At 41.2% G+C, this 26,751-nt stretch carries 25 protein-coding genes, 2 rRNA genes and 1 pseudogene (1 of these 28 only partly in view); 7 read left to right on the forward strand and 21 right to left on the reverse strand.

Features of this window, described 5'->3' with window-relative positions; genetic code table 11:
* Window positions 1-124 precede the first annotated feature (124 nt).
* A complete protein-coding gene (trmA, locus tag AC0L7Q_RS14435; protein WP_413400893.1) occupies window positions 125-1,222 on the forward strand; it encodes a tRNA (uridine(54)-C5)-methyltransferase TrmA in 1,098 nt (365 codons plus the stop codon).
* Window positions 1,223-1,231: 9 nt separating this feature from the next.
* Here trmA and AC0L7Q_RS14440 read toward each other — a convergent pair whose 3' ends face one another.
* The 5 genes from AC0L7Q_RS14440 to ccoG form a co-directional block, all read right to left on the reverse strand.
* A complete protein-coding gene (locus tag AC0L7Q_RS14440; RefSeq protein WP_409424068.1) occupies window positions 1,232-1,684 on the reverse strand; it encodes a 2-thiouracil desulfurase family protein in 453 nt (150 codons plus the stop codon).
* A 62-nt stretch (window positions 1,685-1,746) separates the two neighbouring features.
* Window positions 1,747-2,385 carry a thiol:disulfide interchange protein DsbA/DsbL gene (locus AC0L7Q_RS14445; protein ID WP_413400894.1) on the reverse strand — a complete coding sequence of 213 codons (639 nt, stop codon included), beginning with the start codon at window positions 2,383-2,385 and terminating at the stop codon, window positions 1,747-1,749.
* A 19-nt stretch (window positions 2,386-2,404) separates the two neighbouring features.
* The gene (locus AC0L7Q_RS14450; RefSeq protein ID WP_138596725.1) at window positions 2,405-3,028 is read right to left on the reverse strand and encodes a thiol:disulfide interchange protein DsbA/DsbL; all 624 of its coding nucleotides are present in this window, start codon (window positions 3,026-3,028) and stop codon (window positions 2,405-2,407) included.
* Window positions 3,029-3,064: 36 nt separating this feature from the next.
* Window positions 3,065-4,039, reverse strand: coding sequence for a serine/threonine protein kinase (locus AC0L7Q_RS14455; protein WP_055013406.1), 975 nt, complete (start codon window positions 4,037-4,039; stop codon window positions 3,065-3,067).
* Between the two features lie 78 nt (window positions 4,040-4,117).
* Window positions 4,118-5,548: a cytochrome c oxidase accessory protein CcoG gene (gene ccoG / locus AC0L7Q_RS14460; RefSeq protein ID WP_413400895.1), complete on the reverse strand. Its 1,431-nt coding sequence runs from the start codon at window positions 5,546-5,548 to the stop codon at window positions 4,118-4,120.
* Between the two features lie 283 nt (window positions 5,549-5,831).
* Here ccoG and AC0L7Q_RS14465 point away from each other — a divergent pair, with 283 nt between their 5' ends.
* The gene (locus tag AC0L7Q_RS14465; protein ID WP_409424073.1) at window positions 5,832-6,191 is read left to right on the forward strand and encodes a hypothetical protein; all 360 of its coding nucleotides are present in this window, start codon (window positions 5,832-5,834) and stop codon (window positions 6,189-6,191) included.
* Entirely contained in the window at window positions 6,191-6,397 is a 207-nt protein-coding gene (locus AC0L7Q_RS14470) for a hypothetical protein (protein WP_409424074.1), read from the forward strand. The genes AC0L7Q_RS14465 and AC0L7Q_RS14470 overlap by 1 nt, the downstream gene beginning before the upstream one ends.
* A 32-nt stretch (window positions 6,398-6,429) precedes the next feature.
* Here AC0L7Q_RS14470 and AC0L7Q_RS14475 read toward each other — a convergent pair whose 3' ends face one another.
* The 13 genes and pseudogenes from AC0L7Q_RS14475 to gspC form a co-directional block, all read right to left on the reverse strand.
* Window positions 6,430-7,017: a UPF0149 family protein gene (locus AC0L7Q_RS14475; RefSeq protein ID WP_413400896.1), complete on the reverse strand. Its 588-nt coding sequence runs from the start codon at window positions 7,015-7,017 to the stop codon at window positions 6,430-6,432.
* Window positions 7,018-7,038: 21 nt separating this feature from the next.
* Window positions 7,039-7,797: a type II secretion system protein N gene (locus AC0L7Q_RS14480; RefSeq protein ID WP_413400897.1), complete on the reverse strand. Its 759-nt coding sequence runs from the start codon at window positions 7,795-7,797 to the stop codon at window positions 7,039-7,041.
* A gap of 3 nt (window positions 7,798-7,800) precedes the next feature.
* Window positions 7,801-8,274, reverse strand: a complete 474-nt coding sequence (gspM, locus tag AC0L7Q_RS14485; protein ID WP_413400898.1) for a type II secretion system protein GspM — start codon at window positions 8,272-8,274, stop codon at window positions 7,801-7,803.
* Window positions 8,271-9,479 carry a type II secretion system protein GspL gene (gene gspL, locus AC0L7Q_RS14490; protein ID WP_413400899.1) on the reverse strand — a complete coding sequence of 403 codons (1,209 nt, stop codon included), beginning with the start codon at window positions 9,477-9,479 and terminating at the stop codon, window positions 8,271-8,273. The genes gspM and gspL overlap by 4 nt, the downstream gene beginning before the upstream one ends.
* Entirely contained in the window at window positions 9,476-10,462 is a 987-nt protein-coding gene (gspK, locus tag AC0L7Q_RS14495; protein WP_010393017.1) for a type II secretion system minor pseudopilin GspK, read from the reverse strand. Before gspK ends, gspL begins: the two co-directional genes overlap by 4 nt.
* Entirely contained in the window at window positions 10,462-11,127 is a 666-nt protein-coding gene (gene gspJ / locus AC0L7Q_RS14500) for a type II secretion system minor pseudopilin GspJ (RefSeq protein WP_413400900.1), read from the reverse strand. The genes gspK and gspJ overlap by 1 nt, the downstream gene beginning before the upstream one ends.
* Window positions 11,128-11,502: a type II secretion system minor pseudopilin GspI gene (gene gspI / locus AC0L7Q_RS14505; RefSeq protein WP_008113415.1), complete on the reverse strand. Its 375-nt coding sequence runs from the start codon at window positions 11,500-11,502 to the stop codon at window positions 11,128-11,130.
* Window positions 11,502-12,089 (reverse strand): type II secretion system minor pseudopilin GspH, encoded by a 588-nt coding sequence (gspH, locus tag AC0L7Q_RS14510; RefSeq protein WP_413400901.1) that lies wholly within the window; start codon window positions 12,087-12,089, stop codon window positions 11,502-11,504. Before gspH ends, gspI begins: the two co-directional genes overlap by 1 nt.
* Before the next feature lie 49 nt (window positions 12,090-12,138).
* Window positions 12,139-12,561, reverse strand: coding sequence for a type II secretion system major pseudopilin GspG (gspG, locus tag AC0L7Q_RS14515; protein WP_008113417.1), 423 nt, complete (start codon window positions 12,559-12,561; stop codon window positions 12,139-12,141).
* 69 nt (window positions 12,562-12,630) lie between these two features.
* Window positions 12,631-13,864 (reverse strand): annotated as a pseudogene (gspF, locus tag AC0L7Q_RS14520) (type II secretion system inner membrane protein GspF).
* Between the two features lie 2 nt (window positions 13,865-13,866).
* Complete coding sequence (gspE, locus tag AC0L7Q_RS14525) at window positions 13,867-15,432, reverse strand: type II secretion system ATPase GspE (RefSeq protein ID WP_413402887.1); 1,566 nt, start codon at window positions 15,430-15,432, stop codon at window positions 13,867-13,869.
* The gene (gene gspD / locus AC0L7Q_RS14530; RefSeq protein ID WP_413400903.1) at window positions 15,425-17,488 is read right to left on the reverse strand and encodes a type II secretion system secretin GspD; all 2,064 of its coding nucleotides are present in this window, start codon (window positions 17,486-17,488) and stop codon (window positions 15,425-15,427) included. Before gspD ends, gspE begins: the two co-directional genes overlap by 8 nt.
* Before the next feature lie 26 nt (window positions 17,489-17,514).
* Complete coding sequence (gene gspC, locus AC0L7Q_RS14535) at window positions 17,515-18,456, reverse strand: type II secretion system protein GspC (protein ID WP_413400904.1); 942 nt, start codon at window positions 18,454-18,456, stop codon at window positions 17,515-17,517.
* Between the two features lie 195 nt (window positions 18,457-18,651).
* Here gspC and hslR point away from each other — a divergent pair, with 195 nt between their 5' ends.
* The 3 genes from hslR (at window position 18,652) to AC0L7Q_RS14550 (ending at window position 21,735) form a co-directional block, all read left to right on the forward strand.
* On the forward strand, window positions 18,652-19,074 hold the full coding sequence (gene hslR, locus AC0L7Q_RS14540) for a ribosome-associated heat shock protein Hsp15 (RefSeq protein ID WP_138608173.1): 423 nt from the start codon (window positions 18,652-18,654) through the stop codon (window positions 19,072-19,074).
* A gap of 12 nt (window positions 19,075-19,086) precedes the next feature.
* Window positions 19,087-19,932, forward strand: a complete 846-nt coding sequence (gene hslO, locus AC0L7Q_RS14545) for an Hsp33 family molecular chaperone HslO (protein WP_413400905.1) — start codon at window positions 19,087-19,089, stop codon at window positions 19,930-19,932.
* A gap of 264 nt (window positions 19,933-20,196) precedes the next feature.
* Entirely contained in the window at window positions 20,197-21,735 is a 1,539-nt protein-coding gene (locus AC0L7Q_RS14550; RefSeq protein ID WP_008113429.1) for a phosphoenolpyruvate carboxykinase, read from the forward strand.
* 1,119 nt (window positions 21,736-22,854) lie between these two features.
* Here the strand turns inward: AC0L7Q_RS14550 and AC0L7Q_RS14555 are convergent.
* On the reverse strand, window positions 22,855-23,898 hold the full coding sequence (locus AC0L7Q_RS14555; protein ID WP_409423286.1) for an IS110 family RNA-guided transposase: 1,044 nt from the start codon (window positions 23,896-23,898) through the stop codon (window positions 22,855-22,857).
* Window positions 23,899-24,060: 162 nt separating this feature from the next.
* Between AC0L7Q_RS14555 and AC0L7Q_RS14560 the strand changes: the two genes are divergently transcribed.
* Complete coding sequence (locus AC0L7Q_RS14560; protein WP_413400906.1) at window positions 24,061-24,183, forward strand: hypothetical protein; 123 nt, start codon at window positions 24,061-24,063, stop codon at window positions 24,181-24,183.
* 5 nt (window positions 24,184-24,188) lie between these two features.
* On the opposite strand, the gene rrf is transcribed toward AC0L7Q_RS14560, so the two are convergent.
* A 5S ribosomal RNA gene (gene rrf, locus AC0L7Q_RS14565) occupies window positions 24,189-24,303 on the reverse strand.
* Between the two features lie 137 nt (window positions 24,304-24,440).
* Window positions 24,441-26,751 (reverse strand): 23S ribosomal RNA (locus AC0L7Q_RS14570) (it continues 574 nt past the right edge of the window).

Consider the following 26,751-nt stretch of genomic DNA (forward strand, 5'->3'; position numbering starts at 1 on the left):
GTAAGCCTATACTGTAGTAAAATGCTTAAAAAAGCTCACTATATTTGATCAAAACTAGACAAATACGCTTCGCTCCCTACAATAGCGCCGATAAACAGATCTCAACGATAAGGTTATACCGTTAATGGCAGTTATAAATATAGATACCACGCAGTACGATGCACAATTAAATGAAAAAGAGCAGCGTATTACAGAGCAGTTTCAACGTTTCGGTGTAAAACAGTTAGAAGTATTTAGCTCTGAGCCTATTAACTACCGTCAACGCGCAGAATTTAGAGTATGGCACGATGGCGACGATCTGTTTCATATTATGTTTGATCAACAAACGAAAGATAAAATACGTGTCGATACCTTTGACCCTGCTGCTCCTTTAGTAGGTGAAGTTATGCAGGTAATGATTGATAACTTAAAAGGCTGTGAAGTACTGCGTCGTAAATTATTTCAAATAGATTATTTATCGACCATCAGCGGTGAGATTTTAGTGAGCTTGCTTTATCACAAGCCACTTGATGAACACTGGTTAACTGAGATCAACGCCTTAAAGGAAAAGCTAAGTAGCCAGTACAAAATTGACTTTATTGGCCGTGCACGTAAGCAAAAAGAAAAATTGGGCGATGACTTTGTCACTGAGCGCTTAATGGTGAATGGCCAAGAGCTAATCTATCAACAGGTGGAAAATAGCTTTACTCAGCCTAATGCGAAGGTGAATATTAAAATGTTAGAGTGGGCACAAGAGTTATGTAAACCACTAAACAATGATTTACTAGAGCTGTATTGTGGTAACGGAAACTTTTCAATTGCACTTGCGGGCTCATTTAATAAAGTGCTGGCAACAGAAATATCAAAATCGTCTGTGCATTCAGCGCAATATAATATTGCTCAAAACAAAGTAACTAACTTAGATATTATTCGCATGTCGAGCGAAGAGTTTACTCAGGCAATGAAAGGCGAGCGTACTTTCTCTCGCTTAGATGGTATTGACCTTAGTAGTTACAACTGCCAAACCATTCTAGTCGACCCACCTCGTGCCGGCATGGATACCCTAACGTGTGATTTAGTGGCTAACTATGAGAATATTATTTATATATCATGTAACCCAGATACGTTAGAGCGTGACCTTGATCACTTATGCCAAACCCATGAGGTTAAGCGCTTTGCAATATTTGATCAATTCCCATACACACACCATATTGAATCTGGTGTATTTTTACAGAAAAAATAAAATCTAATACTATGATACCAGCGCCTTGATAAGTGCTGGTATTTGCTCTTCACTAAATACTTTAACTTGATTCTTTACCAATAACTTAGCGGTGAGCCCCATGCCTTTTACTTTCACCCCACTATGGCTTCCATCATAAATTGTATTACGGCCACACGAAGGACTAGACTCTTTTAGTAAAGCAAAGCGAATATTATGCTTATTACAAAGGGCTAATGCTTTATTAGCGCCATCTTCAAATGCACTTGTTACATCCTCAGCAGTATTTGTAATAACTCGATTTTGCTTTATCTCAGCGGGCGCACTAGGCACGAGTAAACCACCAGCAATCTCAGGACAAAATACGATTAATCTATTTTGCTTTTGCCACAAATTAAGTTGAGGGTGCAATATTATTTGGCCTTTACCATCATAACGAACTGGCAAACCTAACAAACAACTTGAGATTAAAATTTTTTCCATGATGAATTTTCTTCTCCAAATAAAAAAGCTCCTTTCGGAGCTTTTTTATTTCACTAAACTACTTATTTATTTGCTAAGTAGTTAATAAGTGAACTTACATCTTCTGGCGATGAAATACCTGACTCGCCACCTAAGTTAAGCTTATATTTACCATTAACAATAAATGTTGGAACGCCACGCAGTGCCCCTTTTCCTTTAAAGTAATCTTGGTCGCGCTTCATTTTAGAGCTCAGTGTACGTACCGAGAAGCTTTCAAATAATTTATCAAATTTGTCGCCATCTACACCTTGCGCTAAAAATACATCTTTTACATCTGCAAGCTCATTAAAACGAGCACGCTTTGCGTGAATGTGGTCAAACATTGCTGAAATAATTTTATCTTTTTGCGGTAGTACTTCAGCAGTAGCTAGTGCTTGGCTGATCATGGTTTGATGTTCTGGGTCACGAACGCCCACGAAATCCACATGGCTTTTCTTGAACTTTACGTTTTTGTCTAGCTTAGGTTTGATCTCAGCAAGCAGTGGCTCCATGTTATTACATGCAGGGCAGTAAAAAGAGAAAAACTCTTTTACTTCTGGCTTTCTGGTTGCACGATCAGAGACGACATCATAATGTACGCCCTCTTCGTAAGTGGCAGCAAAACTGGTTGCAGCTAAAGGGAGTATTACAGCAAGCAACCCTGCTTTAACTAATTTGATCATTATTATGGTGCTCCAAAAATTATAGTTCTAGTAAAAAGCTAATTAACTCATCAAGTTCTTGTTGGCTCTTGATTGTATTAATATTGATTTTATATTTGTCATTTACGATAAATGTAGGTACGCCAGTTAATGCGCCAAGCTCAGAATATTTATTCTGCTTATCTTGCATGGCACGTTCAGCTGCTATGATAGGCAAACTAGCAATATCATTATCAAATGTGCTGTTATCAATTGCGTTAAGCTCCAATAACTTCTTAACGTCTTTAATTTCTGTTAATGGTGCACGCTGAATATGGATGCTTTTAAAAATTTGCGCTGTTACCGCTTCGGCTTGACCATGCTTTTTTGCAATTAAGTAAGCAAAGCTCAGGTTACTTTGTGCTTGTGGTGAAACGCCCCCTAAAAAGTTAACATGATTTTTTACAAACTCAGCCCCTTCAGGTAAGTTTTCTGCAATCCCTTTTGCTACCGGCTCAAACTTAAAACAGTGCGGGCAATAGAAAGAGAAGAATTCGGTTACGTTTGGCGTTTTACTCTTTTCAACGTCAATCACAGTATATTGATTACCTGCTTCAAAGTTGGCAGCTAGTGCTGCGAAAGGTAAACATAGGATCAGTAAACTTAGTTTTAATTTTTTAAGCATGAATATCTCGTTATACTTCTTTTTTAAATAAAAATATTATGGCAATAATTTTAACGGGGCTTCTTGCAAAGCTGCAAGCTGTTCTTTAAGCGCTAAAATTTGTTGCTCCCAGTATTTGTCATCTGCAAACCATGAAAAGTTCCGTACAAAAGCAGGATCGCTCCAACGTTTTGCAACCCACCCCATGTAATGAATCATACGCATGGCGCGAAGCGGTTCGATCAGCTTCAGTTGTGAGTGATCAAAATCGCAAAACTCCTCATACGCATTCACTAAAGTGTCTAACTGTAACAGCTGTGTTTGTCGATCGCCACTGAGCATCATCCATAAATCTTGAATTGCAGGTCCTTGGCGGCTATCGTCTAAATCAACAAACATCAGCGCGTCCCCAGCCCATAAAATATTACCAGCATGACAGTCTCCGTGTAAGCGAATACTGTCTACATTTTTATATTGCAGCTGCGCTTGGGCGATAACTAAATCTAAAATAGTGTAGAAAGAAGTCTCTAGCCCCATAGGGACTAAATTACTTTTTTGTAAATGAACTTTAGCTGTATGCAGGTATTCATCGCAGCTAACGATTGGTCTTTGGGTAAAGGGCTGCGTTTTCGCTACTTGGTGCATGCGACCAATTAAACGCCCTAGTACGTCAAGCTGATCTAAATTATCGACTTCAAATAAACGCCCGCCTACACTTGGGAATAAAGTAAATAAATACCCTTGGTGTTCAAATAAGCTTTGCCCATTATGCTTTATTGGCGCAACGACCGGTACTTCTGCGGCTGCCAGTTCAAAAGCAAAATCATGCTCCTCTTGAATTTGTGCTTTGCTCCAGCGCTCAGGGCGATAAAACTTAACAACGTAACGTTTTCCACCCTCAGCTACAAATTGATACACTCGATTTTCGTAGCTATTTAGCGCTAACAACCCTGACTCAGCGTAAATATCAACGCTTTCGATGGCATCCAAAATAAGATCTGGGGTTAAGTCAATAAAGCTAAATTTACTCATATACTTCTTATATAAAAGAAAAGCGGGAATATCCCGCTTTTTTGTTAATAACAGTGTTCGTTTTTTAATACAGACTCTTTATCGCGCTTTAAAAAAGTTACTTTGCTGCGATATTTGGTTATCGGGTTCGTTTATTGGCGACAGTACAAAGTTAAACTCGGTCATTGGCGCTTTTAAATCATAAGGGTCCATTACTAATGATAACGGCACATTATGCGATTCACCAGCGTTCACCGTAAAGGTGGTATCACCTATGTATTTATAGTTATCTAACCCTTTAACATCAATAGAGAATGTTTGCTCGTACTGTGCCTTATTAATCACTTTTAAGGTGTAGGTGTTTTCAACTAAGCCATTAAAATCTACACGATACAACTGATTGCGATCACGGATAATATCAAAGTCCATAGGTTTACGCATAGCTATATTGGCTACCAACGCACCGGTAAGTAAGACTAAAATAATACTGTAACCAATCAGTTTAGGACGCAGCGGATGAGTTTTATTCTCTGGGGTTTCCAAGTTACGCTCGGTGGTATAAGAGATTAGGCCTCGAGGATAATTCATTTTGTCCATTACGCCGTCACAGGCGTCAATACACGCGCCACAGTTTATACACTCGTATTGCAGACCATTACGAATATCAATCCCAGTTGGGCAAACCTGCACACACAAGTTACAGTCAATACAATCACCTAACCCCAGCTCTTTTGGGTCTTGTTTACGCGAACGTGGCCCGCGGTTTTCACCACGCGCTTCATCGTAGCTTACAGTAAAGGTGTCTTTATCAAACATTGCTGACTGAAAACGTGAGTATGGGCATATATGTAAACACATAATTTCGCGCATCCAACCCGCATTACCATAAGTACAAATAGTAAATACAATAATACTAACTAAGGCATAACCGCCCACATTAAAGGTAACAAATTCAGGGAGTAGTTCGCGAATAGGCGTAAAATAACCAACAAAAGTTAACGCTGTATATAGAGAAAATAGCGCCCAACTAGTGTGCTTTGCGGTTTTTCTCCAGAATTTATCAAAATCCATTGGCCGCTGATCTAACTTTTTACGTTGATTAGCACTGCCCTCAAATTTTTCTTCAAACCAAATAAAAATGAAGGTCCATACTGTTTGCGGACAGGTATAGCCACACCATACTCGGCCATAAAAAGTAGTCACTAAAAATAGAGCAAACGCCGCAAGCATAAAAATAAATGCAAGAATAGTGAAGTCTTGTGGCCACAGGGTTAAACCAAAAATATTAAACTTTTGCTCCATTAGCTCAAACAACACAGCTTGCTGACCATTAAAGTTGATCCAAGGCAATAACATAAACGCTAGCATGCCTAAAAAGCCGATACGTTGTCTTAGTAATTGATGAAGCCCAGTAACCGCACGTACATAAATACGATTGCGAGGATTAAATCTATCTTCTTGACGGCTCAGATCAGGTTTTTGGATCTTAACCTCTGTTGGTATGTTTTTTACTTTAATTTGCTTATCCATTGAAGTTCCTCAACGCCGCTAGGAAATAAAAATTCAGCAATCTTTTTGTACTTTTCGTCTAAGTGTAGCAACTTGCATGCTAAACATAATACGCTTTAAGTCGCACTTGTGTACTTTCAGATATTTCAGAAATATCTAACTACTGCCTCTTATTATACGCATATTAGCTAAAATTACTGACTAGATTGCTAATAATTTATTCAATTTGTGACTTGCTTTTAAGGTGTATTTTATTACACTTGCCGGCTACTAAAGTGTTGTTTGGATCAAGGTTTGTATATTTATGAAGAAATTTTTTATACTAGTGGTTGTGATCCTAGCATTTTTTACCGTTGATCATCCTTTGGTAAAAGAACCGCGCGAACGGTTGCTCGGTGATGGTATCGGCTTGTTAAGCAGCTCAACTAAAGTAGATCGCTTTCCTGTAGCAACCATGATCAGAAACAAAGTGAATCAGCAATTAGCACTTTCTCGCTCTGAGCAAGACTATGTTGCTAAAACATTTACTACGGATGAATCAGTCAAGTTATTTGAACTACGCTATTGTCGCCAAGGTGATCTAAACCTTTATTTTTACGAAGAGCGATTACTTACTGTATGCCGTATTATCAAAGAGTCATTAGCGCAGGCGAGAGTAAAGTAATGGATTTTTCTGGTTTAAATAAAAAAGCAAGCAACTCATTTCACAAACATCGCACCATGCTTAAGCAATTAGCACAGGGTAAAACGTTAAAATGCGAACATTGTAATAGCGTGTTAACCCTTAATTTAGCCACCAGCGAGTCTAGTAAGGGAGTAATACAGTGCAAACAAGGTTGCACTGATATTGAATTAGAAATTGGCGGTTAAGTGTTAAGAACAAGGTTTAAGCGCTAGAAAACTTACTCTTCCCACTCTTCATCAGTATACAAGCCACTGTTAAGCGCTACAATTTCGATAAGTTCAGCAAAACCTATCGCAAAGTCGCCCATTAACTCGTACTGCTGCTCACATAAGTGTAATTCATCAATATTATTTTGTTGTGCAATTTGCACAATAACTTGTTTATCGAGTGCAAAAAAGCTGAGCGTCGCCTGTGCGCTTTCAAGCGCTTGCTTGTATTGAATATCAAGTTGCTCACTTGCTAGTAACTTATGGGTATACGCTTGGCTTGCGGTTAAAAAACCCGCTGACCAGTGCTGGCAAAAGTCATATTCAAACTCAGCGGGTAACTTATAACCCAGCTCAAATACTTGCTCACTCACTTGATGATGTAACGCCATAAATAAAAACAATATGTCTTCATCAAGGTCGTTTGCTGTATTAGGGAGGATATTCTCTAACCATTGGTGAACTTCTAATGGCTCAGGTGAACATATAACGCCAAATAAATAACCTTGGCTTTGAGTAAGGCTCATTGCGCCTGATTGGGTATTTAAAAACTCGCTGAGCAGCTTAGCATGCTGCTCAGTAAACTGAGGTATTTGCATTAAAACTCTTTATATAAAATATTAAAATTTAAGTGGGTAACGACCTTGGTTATCTGGTCTACCTAAAAACTTCACCGCGTCATGTACCTCTTTGGGTAAAGTTAGATCAGGCTTAACATATCCCGCAACTTTAAAGTCAAAATTAGCCTTTAGTGTAGCATCTGCCTCTAACCCTAATCTATTGTCTGGCTCGATGAGTATAGCAACATCGCCCGACTTACAACTTAATTTGCCACTGAGATCACCGATATTGAACCAACCAGTTAAACCTTGTACGTCAATATCAGGGCTGGCTATTTCACCTTGGAGTGATTGACAATATGGCGCCCCAGAAACGTATTCATCGAGCTCTAAAATTACACGTCCTTTAGCGGTAACCGGTAACGGCAAATCAATTCGCTGCATTGCTCGCTCAACCGTTGAACGCACTACGGTATCACTTATTTTAAGTTCATCATTTGCTAGTGAATAACTAATATCTGCATAGCCCGATATGTCACTGCGTTCGCGAGGATTACCAAAGCGTAAGTTAGTATTCACTTGAGCTTTAAATAATGACCAGCCAGATATATCCCAGCGTACATTATTTAATTGCTCACCTTCAAAGCGCAGCTGCATAACTTGTCCCTTCCATATAGTGCCAACAGTTTGACCTATTTCTAGCTGCGGTGGAAAATACGGTTTAGCTAAATTTAAAGCAACCGCAGCCGGTAATTTAATAACGCTAAAAACAATAAAGCTCATTAAAAAAACGATGGATAATATTATTATTTTTTTCATTAACTACTTCTCTAATACTAAACGGCTTACGCGTACATAACCGGATTTATCATCTTGGCTTAAATCTAGATTTTCTACGCTTAAACCATGCTGATTAACGAGCTCGTCAATCCATTGGATTAATAGATTAAACTCTACTGAGTCGAGCGTTAAACGAAGTGAATTATCATTAGGCTGCATTTTACTAATGTTAATGCTGTAACGGCCGCGCGTATTATTAACTATTTGGCTGAGATTTTGATTACTCACAGCTTGCGTTTTACCTGCAGCTTTGAGCTTAACAATACTCTCATCTACCCAGGCTAACAATTCTTGCTGTTTTATTTGTGATTGCTGTGCTCGCTCTATCGCAGTATTTAAAGGCCTAAAAACCCCCATCACCAAAACAAAAATGATAAATACACCGCCTGCAACCATAATTAGTTGTTGCTCTTGATCTTTTAATGAACGCCAATATTGCATGAACTGCTGCTTCATTGTGCACCTCGCAGTCTGATTTCACCGACGATAAAATCGCCATCATTATTTAACGAGCCCTGCTCAACTGTGACCCCTTGCTGCTCGAGAATGGCTTTAACCTTACCAAAAGTTTGAAAGTCTTTACCACGGGCTCGAATGCGCAATTCATTACGGCGTTTGTCAAAGCGTAATGTTTGTGGCGTAAACTCATTCACTTGCGAAAACACGCTCACCAATTTACTGGTTAAATCTAAAAAGCCAGCATCGCTAACACCTTGTACTTTATTCAATGCACCCTGTATTTGATTTTTAATTAAATGAGGGCGTACTCGTGTGCCGGGAAAGGCTTTTTGATATCGCGCTACTACTTGCGATTTAGCTACTTCTAGCTGCGAATTAAGCTGATGCAATTCAACCGCTTTAATAGTCACACTTGATACCAAGGCAACCACACTAATAATGGCAGCACTTTTCCAGTAACCCCACCATAACGCAGTTTTCTTTTTAAGGGTGTAAGGTCCTTGACGCAAATTAAACTTAAGTTTATCAAGTTGTTTAGCAAATAATGCTAACGGTAACTCATAGTCACTTGTTTGCGGATATAAGTTAAGTGCTTCAGGAAACTGATCAGCGGGGCTGTAATGTTTGATATCTGGGTTGCCTAATGCTACTAAATACTCTTTTAGCCAACTGCTTTCAACCGCGCTAATGTGCCAGTCACCTTGTTTAAAGAGCCACTGCTTATTAAGTTCGATGGCAGTAACACATGACTCTTCAGCGCTTGGCAATAGTAATGCATCCGGTACTATTTGATACGGAGTGAGTTGATGTTGTTCAAATACTTCTAACCAGTGCTCAAACCAATCACGGTTCGTTAGCGCAATCTTAATTGCATGCTGCTCATCAACCATAGTTGGCTCTCCAAGCGCGATATAAATGTCGTCTATATCGCATGCAAGATCTTCTTCGAGCATATAGGGCAATGCTTGCTCTAATTTACGGTTCCACTTTGTTGGCAGTGTCACCGTTTTTAATTGCACTTGGTCACATGGTAAAAGTACCACAAGTTCTCGAGTTAATGCTTTTTCAGTTAGTTCACTTAACTGATTGGCATTTTGTAGCTCGCCACTGGCTATTATTTCTTGTTCTTGTGGTGAGTATATTAACCAGTTAAGTAAATCTTGCTCGGTTTGACCCGTGCGGATCAACAGTATCTCTGTCACTGTACGCCTCCAAATTTTCGCGCCAGTATCGTTACCTCGCCATTGCTGGCATAAAGTAATGTGGTCATCGAAAAACGCAAATCAACAAATTTTGCCTGCGTTTGTAATTTAAAATATTCACTTTTTAAACTAAAAAGCTTTTCTACTGCTTTGATATTTTTGCCGCCTTGTTGTTTAACAGACTCAAAAAACTCTTCAATATTATCAAAGCCATTTTCAGGTCGCGCTGCAATTACCGCTTGAGCACCCGAAACACTCAGTTCGTCTATTAGGCCACTGAGCAATAAAGCTTGCTCTTCAGTGACTGTATTAACATTAATTGAAAGTAACGTACTACCTGGGATCACACAGACAAAAGGCAGCACCTTTTCCATCACTAAAGGGTTAAAGCCTTTAATTAAACGCAGTTCAGATACCGAAGCAAATAGGCTATTTGCTGTCATATACGGAAACTGACGCGATAAATACTCGCCTTCTTCAGCTCCTGAGCGATACGTAATACTATTTTTATCTAACCAGTCAAAAACACTATCAGCCATACCTTCTTCAGACTCATCACTGGGTAAGTCTTCTATATTTTCTAATATGGCAAACAACGCTTTATGCGCAGGGTTCGTTTTATTAGTACTGTTTGGGTCAGGCTCAGCACCAAGCGCATTTAAGTTTAAACAGGCTTGTAAATCAGTTAACTGACCGCTTAACGTGCCGTTATCAACTGGATACTTAACATCACCTTGCTTTGCCCACGGCTGCGCTAAGGTGGTTTTTTCTGGATCGTCTTTTTTACTTTGAATTAAGCCTTTAATAGCTAATTCTTCAGCGCCATAAGCATACCATTTAGCCTGTTGCTGACTTTGCAAGTTAGTACTTCTTTGTACCTGTAGCATTAAGTTCGCACTCATTTCTACGGCTAAAATAGCAGCCAGCGCGACAATAAATAACACAATAACTAACGCCGCGCCGCGTGATGTTTTTTGATTCATCAAGGCGTTCCTCGGCCATTTGGTTGCGATTGGTTAGTACCATCATTAACCGGTTTTGGTAACTCTTTACCGAGTCCTGGCACTAAAAAAACACGCCTAATGGGTTCTGCGTCCATGTGCTTTAACGTTACAGCGACCGCTTTAGGTAACGCTTTAATTTGCCAGTCTTCTTGCCACTCACCGTTACCATCTAAAAACTCGAATTTAAGCTCTTCTACATCAGCTAAAACAACTTGGCTACGAGGCTCCAAATTATCGAGTTGATCAACATAAATGCGATACACTCGTTCTAAGTTGTCATCAATTACTCGATAACCAACAGCTTGTAACTCTGAGCGAGGAAGCAAATTAATGGGATTCATCCACCCATCACGCACAAAGGCAATGCCATCAAGCTGGCTTTCTAAAATATAGCGCCCTGCAAGTAAGTAACTCTCTTGAAAATCCCCAGCTTCATTACGCACTTGGCGTTTAGTCATTTGGCTAAAGTCTTGATCCATTAGCCTAAAGGCTGTTTGTAACCCATTTAGCTCAGCAATTTTTTCATCTGATGCTTGTTTGGCACGCGTGGTGGTATCAAGTATTTGGTGGGTGGCCATAATAACAAACACCAACACCCCCAGCGCCACTATCACTTCTAATAATGTAAAACCGCGCTGCTTCACTTATGGCTTACCTTTATTTAAGTAAGTACTTAACTCATAAATTGAATTTTCATACTTATCATCTGTAAACACATTAATAGTGACCTTTACAAAGCTTTTATCAGCAGTGGGCACAACATCTTGGCGCCAAAACCATTCAATCCCCGCCATCATCTCAGTGCCGCGGGTACCATTTTTACCTTGCCATTTTTCGCCTTTCGTTCGTTGTTCTACTAATACATTTTCGGCTACCCATGAGCCATACGTTTGCTCTTCAATGCTAGATAAGTGATGAATATGCTCACCGGTTGCTTGCATTGCAGCAATACCTGCCATGGCACAAATACTTAGCGCAACTAAGACTTCTAATAAGGTAAAGCCTTGGTATCTTTTCATTATTGGGGCTCTCGACGAAAATCTACTGGCGCTGCAAATTTGCCTTCAATAAAATATACCGGCTCCGCCTGATCTTTTAACTCAAGCATGAGCTGAAATGCACTTACATCAGCAGAGGATAAAATAAGTACTTGGGGAACTTTTAATTTTTTAAGTTCTAATAAGCTGTCTTCATTATTGCCACTCATTAACTCACGCCAGTTAGACTGCTCTAATAAGTTATCTTGTGCCCAAGGTAGGTCTTCTAGATTAAGTGTTACTTTGAATTGCTGATCAAACTCAATTGGTTTAAATAACTCTTCCCGCTCAAAACTGATCCACTTTTCGCCATCAAACACTAAAAATTCAAGCGTATTTTGATCAACTAATAAGCCTAACTCTATCTGGTTAAGTACGGCAAATTCTGATGCGGCATTAATGGTGGTATGCAGCCTACTTGCTTGCTTATCTAGCTCTTCCTCTGCGCCGCCATCTAAGCTGTATACCACCATTTTGGTGGCAAAGGCGATGATCACCAATACCACTAAAATTTCTATTAAACTAAAACCATATTGCTTTGCGCTCAAGTGCTTAAGGTTTACCCGCATGGTAAACCCCTATCAACTAAGTTTAAGCGTATGATAAAGTTGATACCCATTACTGCTTATCTTCATCCCAGTTACCAATATCATCATCGGTAGCCGGTTCGCCATCGGGTCCCATAGAAAAAATGTCAAACTTACCAATCTCTCCAGGGCTAATTAATTGGTAATTATTCCCCCACGGATCTTCTGGTAATTTGCTAATAAAGCCACCATCAGGGAAGCGCTTTGGAATAGGCTCAATACTGGTTTTTGTGACTAATGCCTCTAAACCTTGCTCTGTACTTGGGTAGCTCTTATTTTTAAGCTTGTACAAACTCATAGCATCTTCTAACTGCTGAATATCTAAATGCGCTTTATCAATAGCCGCTTCTTCTTGCTGACCCATAATATTAGGTGCCACAATCGACATGATCATCCCGATGATAACCAGTACCACCATCACTTCTAATAAAGAAAAACCTGATTGTTTATTCACGTTATTACCTCGTTATTCTAAAAACACTAAGCAAAAATGATTTAAGTAAATCACTAATATAAAAAATAATTAAAGGCCAACAGCCTTATTCATTGCCATAATTGGCTGCAAAATTGCCATTACTATAAACAATACAATGACTGCCATGGAGGCAATCATTGCAGGTTCTAATAATTTTAATGACACATTGACCATACTTTCAAACTCGCGATCTTGATTGTTAGCGGCTCGCTCTAACATTTGCTCAAGTTCACCGGACTTTTCACCACTGGCTATCATATGCAGCATCATTGGTGGAAACAACTTAGTTTGCTGCAGTGAAGCACGCAGACTTGCTCCTTCACTTACTCTTTCTGCGGCATCAGCCACAGCTTGTTTGATTTTTTCGTTAACTAATACCCCACCAGAAATACGCATTCCTTCTAGTAGCGGTACTGAACTTGACGATAAAATACTTAAAGTACGAGCAAAGCGCGCGGTATTAATCCCTCTAGCAACTTTACCTATGCCTGGCATATGTAATACTTTTGCATCCCACCAAAACCGTACCTTAGGTTTTTTAAGCGCATACTTGATTCCAACCGCAGTAGCGGTGATCGCTAGTAAACTTATAAACCAGTAATTTTGCACAAAATGACTACCTGCCATAACCCACTCGGTGGTCCAAGGTAAAACTTGTTTAGTTTTTTCGAAAGTCTTTAATATTTTAGGTACCACAGTACCTAATAATACCGAAACAATACCAATGGCAAACACCACCAAAATAATCGGATACACCATAGCCTGCGTAATTTGACTGCGCATATGTTGGCGCTGCTCAGTATAATCAGCTAGCCTGTTGAGCACTTGATCTAAGTGACCTGACTTTTCACCTGCCGCCACCATAGCGCGGTACAAATCGTCAAAAACATGCGGAAATTCACTCATACCATCAGCCAGGGTATAACCTTCCACTACTTTCGATCGCACCGACATCAACATACGTTTTAGCCGTGGTTTTTCACACTGCTCAGCAACCGCCATTACCGCCCCCTCTACAGGTAGGGCAGACTGAATTAGGGTTGCAAGCTGACGAGTGATCAAAGCGAGATCGGCAGTTGATATGGTTGGTTTAAATAAAGAGCCGAGTAAGGGAGCTTTTTGACCTTTAACTTGTTTGTCATCTTGCGCAGCAGGCACAACCTCAAGCGGCGTGAGCTTTTGATCGCGCAGAAGCTGGCGAACTTGCTTAGCTGTATCGGCTTCTAAAATACCTTTTTTCTTTTCCCCGGCCATCTAATGCGCGGTATTCAAACGCTGCCATAGTTAGCCTTCCTCACGCGTTACGCGCAGTACTTCTTCAAGCGTTGTTTTACCTGCAAGCACACGGCTGCAGCCATCTTGACGAATGCTTGGGCTGTGCTTACGAATGTATTTCTCTACGCTTTGCTCACCTTTACCGCTGTGGATCATTTCACGAATGGTTTCGTCGACAACTAATAACTCATGAATACCAGTACGACCTCGGTAGCCGTTAAAGTTACACTCTTCACATCCTACCGCGCGATAAATCGTCGGTGCATTGTCAAACGATACGCCGAGTAATTCACATTCACGCTCATCTGCAACGTGACCTTCTTTACAGCTATTACATAAAGTACGTACCAAGCGCTGAGATAATACCCCCAGTAATGAAGACGATAATAAAAATGGCTCAACGCCCATATCTTCCATACGGGTGATTGCACCTGAGGCGGTATTAGTATGTAACGTAGACATAACTAAGTGGCCAGTGAGTGATGCTTGCACACCAATTTGGGCTGTTTCTAAATCTCGTATTTCACCGACCATAACTACATCAGGATCTTGACGTAAAATGGCGCGCAGGCCACGGGCAAAAGTCATATCAACCTTGGTATTAACCTGTGTTTGACCAATACCAGGAATTTCGTACTCGATTGGATCTTCAACCGTTAAAATATTGCGATCCCGGGAGTTAATTTGGCTCATACCTGCATATAGCGTGGTACTTTTACCTGAACCTGTAGGGCCTGTTACTAAGATTATACCGTGCGGCTTGCTAATTAAGTCGGCAAACAGCTCTCGGTTTCGAGCTGTCATACCTAAGTCTTCTAAGTTTAAACGTGCATTGTTTTTATCAAGCAGACGTAGTACCACTCGCTCACCAAAGCTCGATGGCATAGTCGACACACGCACATCTACAGCGCGCCCAGCTATACGTAAACTAATACGGCCATCTTGCGGTATGCGTTTTTCTGCAATATCGAGTTTGGCCATTACTTTAATACGCGATACCAACAAAGAGGCTAGTTTACGATTAGGTTTTAAAACTTCTTTGAGTACGCCATCTACTCGAAAACGAATAACCAGCTCTTGCTCAAACGTTTCGATGTGAATATCAGAAGCGCCTTCTTTAATTGCCTCACTGAGCATGGCATTAATCAGTTTTATAATAGGTGCATCGTCGTCACCGGCAAGCAAGTCTTCTGTTTGAGGGAGCTCATCAGCTAGTGAGAATAAATCAACCTCATTACCAATATCTTCCATCATTTGCTGAGTTTCTGAGCTATCACGTTGATACGATGCTTCTAGTAATAGCTCAAACTTATCATCTTCTAGTTGCTCAAGTGTAAAGCCATGTCCTGCAATACGACGCACTTCTAATAATACATCAACATCAAGCTCACCACGGTAATACACAATTTGGTTATCTTTATGCTTACTGAGTAACGCGCCAACACGTCTGGCATATGAAAACGGCAAACGTTTTGCAGGCAGTTCAATTAAGTCATCTTGAGCAAGCTGTTCATCACTACTATGAGTAATTGGATGAACAACATCTTGATTAATATCTTCTATCGCATTAGTCATCATTACGCTCTTGTGCATTTTGTTTGCGTAAATGCTCTTCATACGTTGGTGGTAACAACAATTCGTCATTCCACTCAGGTAAAATAGGTGTGTCTGACATTGGCATTAAATTAATACCATCTTCACGTTTTTTAAATTGTTCGCCGCGGATAAAGTTATATTTATTAAAGCTAAGTTTATTCATACTAACGCCATCGCGAATAATGGTCGGTCTTATAAATACAATAAGATTACGCTTACGCTTTGTTGTATTAGTTGACTTAAATAAGTGCCCTAAAATAGGGATGTCGCCTAGTAATGGCACTTTTGACACGCTTTCTTGTACATCTTCATCTATCAAGCCGCCTAATACCACCATGCCGCCATCATCGGCCATCACGGTTGTTTTAATTGCGCGCTTATTCACCGAAATATCGACTGCTGTTGCACCACTAACACTGGAAACTTCTTGTTCTATAGTCAACTGTACCGCTGAACCATCATTAATTTGCGGTGTCACTTTAAGCTTTATGCCCACTTCTTGGCGCTCAACCGTCTGGAATGGGTTCGTATTATTACTACCTGTTTGCGAGCCAGTAATAATTGGCACTTCTTGGCCAACTAAAATAGACGCTTCTTCGTTATCCATAGTGGTAATAGACGGAGTCGCTAGAATATTAGAATTAGTATCGGTAGAAACCGCTTGTACGATTGCACCCCAGTCGTTTTTTATCACTCCCATAGCTAAACCATTAATACCACCAAGTAATGATGCAAGCGGGCCGTAGTCACCCTCAGAAGTTTCATCATATTCAGTTGGAGTACCCGTCTCTGTTCCAATAATTGTTTTAGTTATTGTTTTATCACGAGCTTGCTCAGCAGCTACGGCTAAAGCACCGACAGGCACAGTGGTACCATTATTAAATTGCAGCATGCCGCCTTCTTCTGAAATCCATTGCAGACCAAAGTTAACGCCATCGCCTTCCATTACTTCAATTATAATGGCTTCCACTAGTACTTGTGCGCGGCGAATATCTAAGCGCGCAATAACAGATTCTAGTGAACGCATTGTATCTGGCTGAGCGGTAATAACTAATGAATTAGAATCTGGATGAGCTTCAATGCTAGTGTCATTCTTATTACTACTGCGAGTTTTGGTTGCCCCACCTTTTGAGTCCTCTGCCAGCGATTTGCTCACACCTTGGAGTACTTTTACTAAATCTTCGGCCTTTGCGTAGTTGAGGTAAAACACTTTGGTATTACCTTGGCTTTCCAGCTCTCCATCTAAACGTTTAATGAGCTCAATGGCACGTGTGCGTGCTTGGCCTTCACCACTGACAATCACACTATTAGTACGACCATCAGCTACAACTTTAGGAATTAAAAACTCAGGTACGCTACCCTTACCACTATCTTTATAAATATTTTCAACTACTGAGACAACATCATCAGCCGTTGCAAACTTGAGCTTAACGATATCGACTCGCTTATCACCCGCTTGATCAACTGAGCGAATAATTTCTACTAAGCGGTTAACCGAGGCTGCATGACCAGTTAGCATCATGACGTTAGCCGCGTTAAAGTTAGCAACGTGACCACCGTCTTTTTGGTCGCTAAATTGGCGAACTAAAGGGCCTAACTCTTGTACGCTTACATTTTTAACTCGCACAACCCGTGTAATCATCATATCGCCAAGCGCTTGGCTATCAGCAGTAATTAATGGCACGTTTGATTTTTTAGCATCTGAGCTTTTTTCTATTTTGATTATGTTGTTATCCATTTCAACGGCTGAATAACCGTAAACTTCTAAAACATTTAAAAAGAACTGATAGTAAAGCGCCTCATCCATTAATTCATAACTGCGTACATTTACTTTGCCACGCACGTTAGGATCAATAATGATGGTTTTATTAAGGTTTTTGCCAACAATATTAATAAACTCATTAATATCTGTGCCCTTAAAGTTAGCAGCGTATTCAACAGCAGCAACCGACATAGAAAGACTTGCCGCTAAAAAAAGTGCCGCATACTTAGCTAACCCTTTTTTAATTTTTGTGAGGTGTAGCACCTGAACCATTATGTTAAAACTCCAAAGCTAAGTTATTACAGACTAAATAGTACATCTATTTGCTCACCATCACGCTCTATTGTGATAGTTGCATCTGTACTGTTTCGCAGCTCATTCATTGCTGCCATTGCCTGTTTTAAATCTGTTAATTGATAACCGTTAATTGCCACGGCTAAATCGTTATTTTGTAATCCCATTTGTTTAAATAGTTCGGGCTCTTTACCTGGACTCAAACGATAACCTATAAGTTCCCCGTCATTCATCGCTTGAGAAACACGTATATAATCAAATAGCTTGCCAGGACCTTCTAAAAGCTCTTCGCGAGTTTCTATTAATGCTTCTTTCACCTCAAGGTTGGCAGTGGCATCAATTTGTTCATCGCTTTGTGCTGAAGGCGCTAAAGGTCCCATTTCAGACTCATCTCGTGCAGCGAGTACTGGCATTGATACTGTTTTAGTAAAGTCGAGTCCATCAAGCATTAAGGTTTCAAAGCGGCCACTTACATCTAAAATCACACGATCTGGGAGTATTTGCGATACTTTCGCACGTGTACCTTGCACCACATCCTCCACTAAATAACTTGTCTGGCGACCTTGTGACTCAATAATAGCCATTCCCGCCTTATCATCATTACTCACAGCAACAATACCGGTTAAGTTAATACTAAGACGCGTTTCAGGGGCATTATTGATAACTTTAGTTTGCGAAGCAGTATTGGTATTTTTTGTTACATTTACTTTACCAAATAAAAATTGCTCAATGATCGAATCTACAGACTGGTTATTACCGCCCGTTGCTTGGCTAGAGTGGCTAATAGGAACAAGAGGCGATGTTATTGGCTGCGGCCATAATAGCCACATCAATTTTGATAATAAAAATGCAATATAAACAACAACTAAAACCATAACCATTGCACTTAATCTCGCGTGCGGTAAACGGCTTAATAAATGTTTAAATTGTTGAACGTGCTGTTCCATAGGTAGTATTCTTATTTTAATTTATAACGAAATCACTCAGCCATAGTACCTTTTCATTTTTCATTCAACAAGCACGCTAATATTAAACTTTGTAAACAGATTGATTTATTTATCGTATCAGCTATCAAGCAATAGCTACATGCGGTAACGGTTTCGTGATAATTTACCTAGTAGTAAATTTACTAGGGATGTTTTATGACAAAGAAAACTAAACTCAATGACAGCTCAGAAAGCGCTGACGCACTTAAAGTGAGGTTGGACAAATGGTTATGGGCGGCTCGATTTTATAAAACGCGTGCAATAGCACGAGAAATGGTACAAGGCGGCAAAGTACATTATAATGGCCAACGCAGTAAGGCTAGTAAAATTGTAGAAATTGGCGCAATTATAAAGCTAGCCCAAGGCGTTGACGAAAAAACTATCACAGTATTAAATATACTTGAAAAGCGCCAAAGCGCCCCCATTGCACAGTCCATGTATCAAGAATCTGATGCTAGTATTGCTAAGCGTGAAGAAAATAGTATTGCACGCAAAAATAACAGTTTCTTTGCCCCACATCCGGATAAAAAGCCAGATAAGAAGCAAAGACGCGAACTTTTAAAAATGAAATCAAGTTAGGTATAGCCGCTCATGCAACAAGATTTACTTCACCGCTATTTATTTGACAACCTCGATGTTCGTGGCGAACTCGTACAAATAGACAACGCTTACAATGAAATGATTGCGAAACACAATTATCCAGAGCCCGTTAAAGCATTATTAGGTGAGCTGCTTGTTGCAACCTGTTTATTAACAGCAACGTTAAAGTTTGAAGGCGAAATTGCGGTTCAACTACAAGGTGATGGACCCGTAAAATATGCGGTGATCAATGGTGATGATCAACAAAATATGCGTGGCATTGCGCGATTACAACGTGAAGTTACTGGCTCAACGGTAAAAGAGCTTATTGGCCAAGGCTACATGATTATTACGATTACTCCAACTCAAGGTGAGCGTTACCAAGGTATAGTACCTTTAGAGCATGATACATTAAGTGAATGTATAGAAAGCTATTTTGAGCAGTCTGAGCAATTAAAAACACGCCTTTGGTTTGCAACCGATACTGAAGAAGGCAGCGCCAAAGCATGTGGGCTATTTTTACAAGTGCTACCTGTAGATAAACAAAAATCGATTGAAGATTTTGCTCACTTAGAAGCACTCAGCAATACTATTAAAGATGAAGAACTACTAGAGCTTGATGCCAATACTATTTTAACGCGCCTTTATCATGAAGATAACCCACGCGTATTTGACCCTCAACCAATTCAATTTAAATGTGGTTGTAATCGCGAAAAAACGATGGCTGCTTTAGTTAATGTTGGTCAACAAGCGCTTATGGATGATGTCGAAAAAAATGGTGAGATTAAAATGAGCTGCCATTACTGTTTAAAAGATTATGTGTTTAACGAACAAGATATAAAAAATATATTTAACTAATCTAGATTTTTTAAAGCACACTATAAAATAGCCATAATTTTTTATGGCTTTTTTATGTCCAAAAAATGACACCGGTATCACAAGCTGAGCATTTTTCATGACACCGGTATCATTGAAATTATTCATGTTTTTCCCTTAATTTATATGTTTTTACGGCGTTTATAAGCTCGAATATCCTTAATCCATCTGTTACTATATTTGCAGCTTAAAGGTTACTAAGACCCAGAGCTATCCCGTTCAATCTCACACAATTTAGGTATAAACATGACTTCAAGCGCTACCCGTTTTGTCGATCTAACTGCAGCTGAACTTGTCGAACACGCTATCAGCCGTGGCGAAGGGACTTTAGCCGCCAATGGTGCTTTTGTAGCTAACACTGGTCGTCGTACCGGTCGTTCTCCAAAAGATCGTTTTATTGTTCAAGAATCAAGTACTGAAAATGAAATCCAATGGGGCAATGTAAACCGCCCATTCGATGCAGATAAGTTTGATGCCTTATGGGCACGTGTAGAAGCACATGTGCAAAGTAATGACCACTTTATCTCTCACCTTGAAGTAGGCGCTGATCCAGAGCACTACCTTCCAGTGGTTGTAACAACAGAAACTGCTTGGCACCATATCTTCGCTAAAAACATGTTCATCGAACCACAGTCATACAACAAAGCCGACTTTCCTCAGTGGCAAGTAATGAACGTACCTTCGTTTGTATGTGATCCAGAGCGCGATGGTACAAATAGCGATGGCACAGTTATTATTAACTTTGCACAACGTAAAGTGTTACTTGCTGGCATGCGCTACGCGGGTGAAATGAAAAAATCGATGTTCTCTGTGCAAAACTTCCTACTACCAGCGAAAGGTGTGTTACCAATGCACTGTTCTGCTAACGTAGGTGAAGCAGGTGATACCGCATTATTCTTTGGTCTATCAGGTACAGGTAAAACAACATTATCAGCAGATCCAACTCGCTTCTTAATCGGTGACGATGAGCACGGCTGGGCACCAGGTAGTGTATTTAATATCGAAGGTGGTTGTTATGCTAAATGTATCGACCTTTCTCAGAAAAACGAACCAGTTATCTGGGACGCTATTCGATTTGGCACTATTTTAGAGAACGTGGTACTTGATGAAAACCGTGTTCCTGATTTCAACGATACTAGCCTAACTCAAAATAGCCGTGCAGCATACCCATTAGAGCATGTTGAGAAACGCAAAGTTGAAAACCGTGCAGGCGAGCCAAAAGCTGTTGTATTCTTAACATGTGATGTAAGCGGTGTACTTCCGCCAGTGTCTGTACTAACCGAAGAAGCTGCAGCGTTTCATTTCCTAAGTGGCTACACAGCAAAAGTAGGTTCTACAGAGATTGGTTCTACTAGTGATATTGAATCAACATTCTCAACGTGTTTTGGTGCTCCTTTCTTCCCACGTCCTGCAGGTGTGTACGCAGAGCTTCTAATGAAGCGTGTACGTGAATTCGGCGCTAAAGTTTACCTAGTTAATACTGGGTGGACAGGTGGTCCTTACGGTATTGGTAAGCGCTTTGATATTCCAACAACACGTGCTGTTGTTGATGCAATTGTATCTGGAAAATTAGCCGGTGTTGAAACTCAACACATTGACGTGCTAAATCTAGACGTACCAGTTGCAGTACCAGGCGTAGACAGCAAGCTTCTTAACCCAATCAATACATGGGAAGACAAAGCTAAATACGCAGAATATGCGTCTAAACTGGCCGCGGATTTCACAGAAAATTTTGCTAAATACGACGTTTCTGACGAAATTAAAAATGCAGGCCCTAAAGTTTAGTAATCACCTTTAGCCTCATATTTAAAACGCCAACTTTGAGTTGGCGTTTTTGATCCTACCTATTTTAATTTAGCAACGTGGTTTCTTTGCTAATTGCTGATGAGTTACCTAATGTCTAAAGACGTTTTCTCTATGCTTTTGTGCATTTCTAAATAAATACACATCGAGAGCCTATTAAGCTTTAAATAGCAGTTACTGATTTGTATAAACACTGTATTCCATTTCGTGTATCTAAAATTAAACGCCATTTAACTATGTTGAATAGTGCTACTATGCGTTGTCATCAGCAATGAAACAATGCTGCAGGGTAAACCTGCCCAACACCTCACTTTCTACCCTGACAGAGCACATCAAGCAACACAAGCTATTACTGGTAAACTCCTACGAGCACCAGAAGGCTCAAGTCATTCGAGCTGTGCTTGCTTGTATTTGGAGTCGCTGCGGTCTTTTGCCCGTGATTTTCGAGATACTCAACCCAGGCTACGGTGTTCAAGTTAACGCTATACAACTGATAGCTGTCGGCTGATAGCTACATTTTCACTTTCCTGCAGACGTAAAAAAGCCCGACTCTTTCGAATCGGGCTTTCTTGTATTTGGAGTCGGTGCGCTACGCAGTAGAATGACCTACTTTCACATAACACATATGAGCCTTAACTCTGTCAATAGGCATTAGTGTTCTTTTTGACCGTTTTTATAAATTGACGGTCAATTCTAAATCAATAAACAAATTCGTTTACTTCGTCTGTCGATACGGCTGTTAAGCAAGTAGCTTACGGCAAACACATATAGAGGCTCTCTTATTGCGATCTCATCGCAGCCAGGTTTTTCCCATATCCTTTTGGGGTTGCTGGGGCACTAGACATTCATCGGTTAACCTCATCATGGCACTATTCAAGGCGGCTGGTTGCATCATTATGATCCAGTTAGTTTCAGGCTCAAGTCAGGTGTAAGCGACTTTGTTTATTGTATTAATGCACGCGTACTGAGCGTCTAATCAAGACAAGTGGCTTCGGTCTGTAGGCATATAATTAGGTTAAACCTTTTTGGTTATTAACTCACCCAATTGATTGATGCTCAGCCTTATATCCAGTTAGATGTTCAGCTCACTCAGTACCGTGACTAACTCTTTAAGAATTTTGCTTCATCGAATACCGTCTCTTTTTTAAGCATATAATAAACACAGCGACCAAGCTTATGCGCAAGCGCTGACAGTGCTTTGGCTTTGCTCATTCGTTTTTGTAGTTTTTCGAGGTATTTGTTGGCGTTATGATTGTGACGCAGCAGCAATACAGCGGCTTCGGAGAACGCCCATTTTAGATGTGCATTGCCAATTTTGTTACCTTGGGTGCCATAGGTTTTGCCGGCAGACTCTGCTTTACATTTGACTAACCGACTATATGAAGCGAACTTTTGTACGCTTGAAAAACGATTGATGTCACCAATTTCATAGATAATGGTAAGTGCGAGAATGCGGCCTATACCACTAATTGTTTGCAAGATATTAAGGTGGACAGGGTTGTGTTGCTTGGCCATTTGTTCAATATAATGCTCTAAAGGCTTAAGCTCATTGTGATAGCAATCGAGTATGGCCATATTTAAATTAATAGATCGTTGCACAACGGGGTCAGGGAAGTAATAGCGCATCTTTTCTCTGTCGCAGACGTTCTTTAAATTCACGTTGTGGGCAGGTAAATTGTACTGGCTGGCGGTATTGGCGACATGGGCTTTTAAATCAGCCCCGTGGCGAACAATTTTAGTTCTTCGGCGTAATAAGTCGCGCGTAGCACGCATATCTTTGTCATACACATAAGCAAGTGGGAAGTTTCCCCCTCGGATGAGTTTGGCAATTTTATATGAATCTATTTTATCGTTTTTGGCTTTACCGCCATGAATCGCCTTCATATATAACGCATGACCGAGAATAAAGTCGATAGTGTGTTCTTTACAAAAGTCAGCGACCCAATACCAGCAATGCATGCATTCTACGCCAACCACAATGTCACCGGTATACGGTTTAAGTAGTTTTAGTAGTGCTTCTGGGTCATCTTTAATTTTCTTGTGAACAAGGATAAGTCCTGTATTATCAATGATACAGACGTAAAGTAATCGCGCGTGTAAATCGATTCCACAATAATATGGATGCATGTTATTGTAAAAGTTCATTGAGCTTTCTCCTGTAAGGTTGGTTGCCTTTTCAGCGTAGCGAATAATCGCGATGCTGGGGAGGAGGCTCAATGAGTATCAAATGGGATACTATCATTGTGTCGGGGCGGCCTTCCGCGGGGCTCGCCTTCGAGCTGTTTCACTTGATGTATAGGAATACGAATGCCGTGGAGCACAGGATGTGCAAGAGCGGCCACTACTGAGTTCGGCATGGGGTCTTGGCTATTTTTATTAAATCCCAAACAGCAAAAAACCCGCTACATTGCTGTAACGGGTTTCTCTTAATTGGAGCCTGGTAATGACCTACTTTCACATAACAAATGCTACACTATCATCGGCGCTGTTTCGTTTCACTACTGAGTTCGGCATGGGGTCAGGTGGGTCCAAAACGCTATTGTCACCAAGCAAATTTGGTTGTCAGTCCGTATTACTACGCACTAACTAAAATTTGGAATTCTGATAATAAAAGTTTTCAGTAATCTACTTTAGTCTATTAACTTCTTCGCTTGTTTCACTATCACATAAAACGCGTTTGGCGTTGTATGGTTAAGCCTCACGGGTAATTAGTACAAGTTAGCTTAATGGCTCACACCACTTCCACATCTTGCCTATCAACGTTGTAGTCTTCAACGGCCCTTCAGAGACTTTAAAAGTCTAGTGAGAACTCATCTCGAGGCCTGCTTCGCGCTTAGATGCTTTCAGCGCTTATCAGTTCCGAACGTAGCTACCGGGCAATGCCATTGGCATGACAACCCGAACACCAGCGGTTCGTTCACTCCGGTCCTCTCGTACTAGGAGCAACCCCTCTCAATTCTCAAACGCCCACGGCAGATAGGGACCGAACTGTCTCACGACGTTCTAAACCCAGCTCGCGTACCACTTTAAATGGCGAACAGCCATACCCTTGGGACCGACTTCAGCCCCAGGATGTGATGAGCCGACATCGAGGTGCCAAACACCGCCGTCGATATGAACTCTTGGGCGGTATCAGCCTGTTATCCCCGGAGTACCTTTTATCCGTTGAGCGATGGCCCTTCCATTCAGAACCACCGGATCACTATGACCTACTTTCGTACCTGCTCGACGTGTCTGTCTCGCAGTTAAGCTGGCTTCTACCATTACACTAACCGTACGATGTCCGACCGTACTTAGCCAACCTTCGTGCTCCTCCGTTACTCTTTGGGAGGAGACCGCCCCAGTCAAACTACCCACCAGGCACTGTCCGTAACCCCGATTCAGGGGCCAACGTTAGAACATCAAAACTACAAGGGTGGTATTTCAAGGACGACTCCACAAAAACTAGCGTCTCTGCTTCAAAGTCTCCCACCTATCCTACACATGTAGGTTCAATGTTCAGTGCCAAGCTGTAGTAAAGGTTCACGGGGTCTTTCCGTCTAGCCGCGGGTACACAGCATCTTCACTGCGATTTCAATTTCACTGAGTCTCGGGTGGAGACAGCGTGGCCATGGTTACACCATTCGTGCAGGTCGGAACTTACCCGACAAGGAATTTCGCTACCTTAGGACCGTTATAGTTACGGCCGCCGTTTACCGGGGCTTCGATCAAGAGCTTCTCCGAAGATAACCCCATCAATTAACCTTCCGGCACCGGGCAGGTGTCACACCGTATACGTCATCTTGCGATTTTGCACAGTGCTGTGTTTTTAATAAACAGTCCCAGCCACCTGGTCACTGCGGCTCCAATCAGCTTAGAGAGCAAGTCTCATCACCAATCGGAGCGTACCTTCTCCCGAAGTTACGGTACGATTTTGCCTAGTTCCTTCACCCGAGTTCTCTCAAGCGCCTTAGTATTCTCTACCTGACCACCTGTGTCGGTTTGGGGTACGATTCGGTATAATCTGAAGCTTAGAGGCTTTTCCTGGAAGTATGGCATCAGCAACTTCATCACCGTGGTGACTCGTCTCGTGTCTCAGCCTAACAGCAACCCGGATTTACCTAAGTCGCTAGCCTACACACTTTCACATGGACTACCATCGCCATGCTTGCTTAGCCTGCTCCGTCCCCCCATCGCAATTATACCAAGTACGGAAATATTAATCCGTTTCCCATCGACTACGCCTTTCGGCCTCGCCTTAGGGGTCGACTTACCCTACCCTGATTAACATGGGATAGGAACCCTTGGTCTTCCGGCGTGCGGGTTTTTCACCCGCATTATCGTTACTCATGTCAGCATTCGCACTTCTGATACGTCCAGCATACCTCCCGGTACACCTTCAACCGCTTACAGAACGCTCCCCTACCACTCAGAATAAATTCTGAATCCGCAGCTTCGGTGCATAGTTTAGCCCCGTTACATCTTCCGCGCAGACCGACTCGACCAGTGAGCTATTACGCTTTCTTTAAAGGATGGCTGCTTCTAAGCCAACCTCCTGGCTGTCTGGGCCTTTCCACATCGTTTCCCACTTAACTATGACTTTGGGACCTTAGCTGGCGGTCTGGGTTGTTTCCCTCTTCACGACGGACGTTAGCACCCGCCGTGTGTCTCCCGGATATTACTTTACGGTATTCGGAGTTTGCAAAGGGTTGGTAAGTCGGGATGACCCCCTAGCCTTAACAGTGCTCTACCCCCGTAAGTATTCGTCCGAGGCTCTACCTAAATAGATTTCGGGGAGAACCAGCTATCTCCCGGTTTGATTAGCCTTTCACTCCTAACCACAGGTCATCCCCTAACTTTTCAACGTTAGTGGGTTCGGTCCTCCAGTTGATGTTACTCAACCTTCAACCTGCCCATGGCTAGATCACCGGGTTTCGGGTCTATACCTTGCAACTATTCGCCCAGTTAAGACTCGGTTTCCCTACGGCTACCCTAATCGGTTAACCTCGCTACAAAATA

The organism is Pseudoalteromonas sp. KJ63-1, assembly GCF_055808145.1.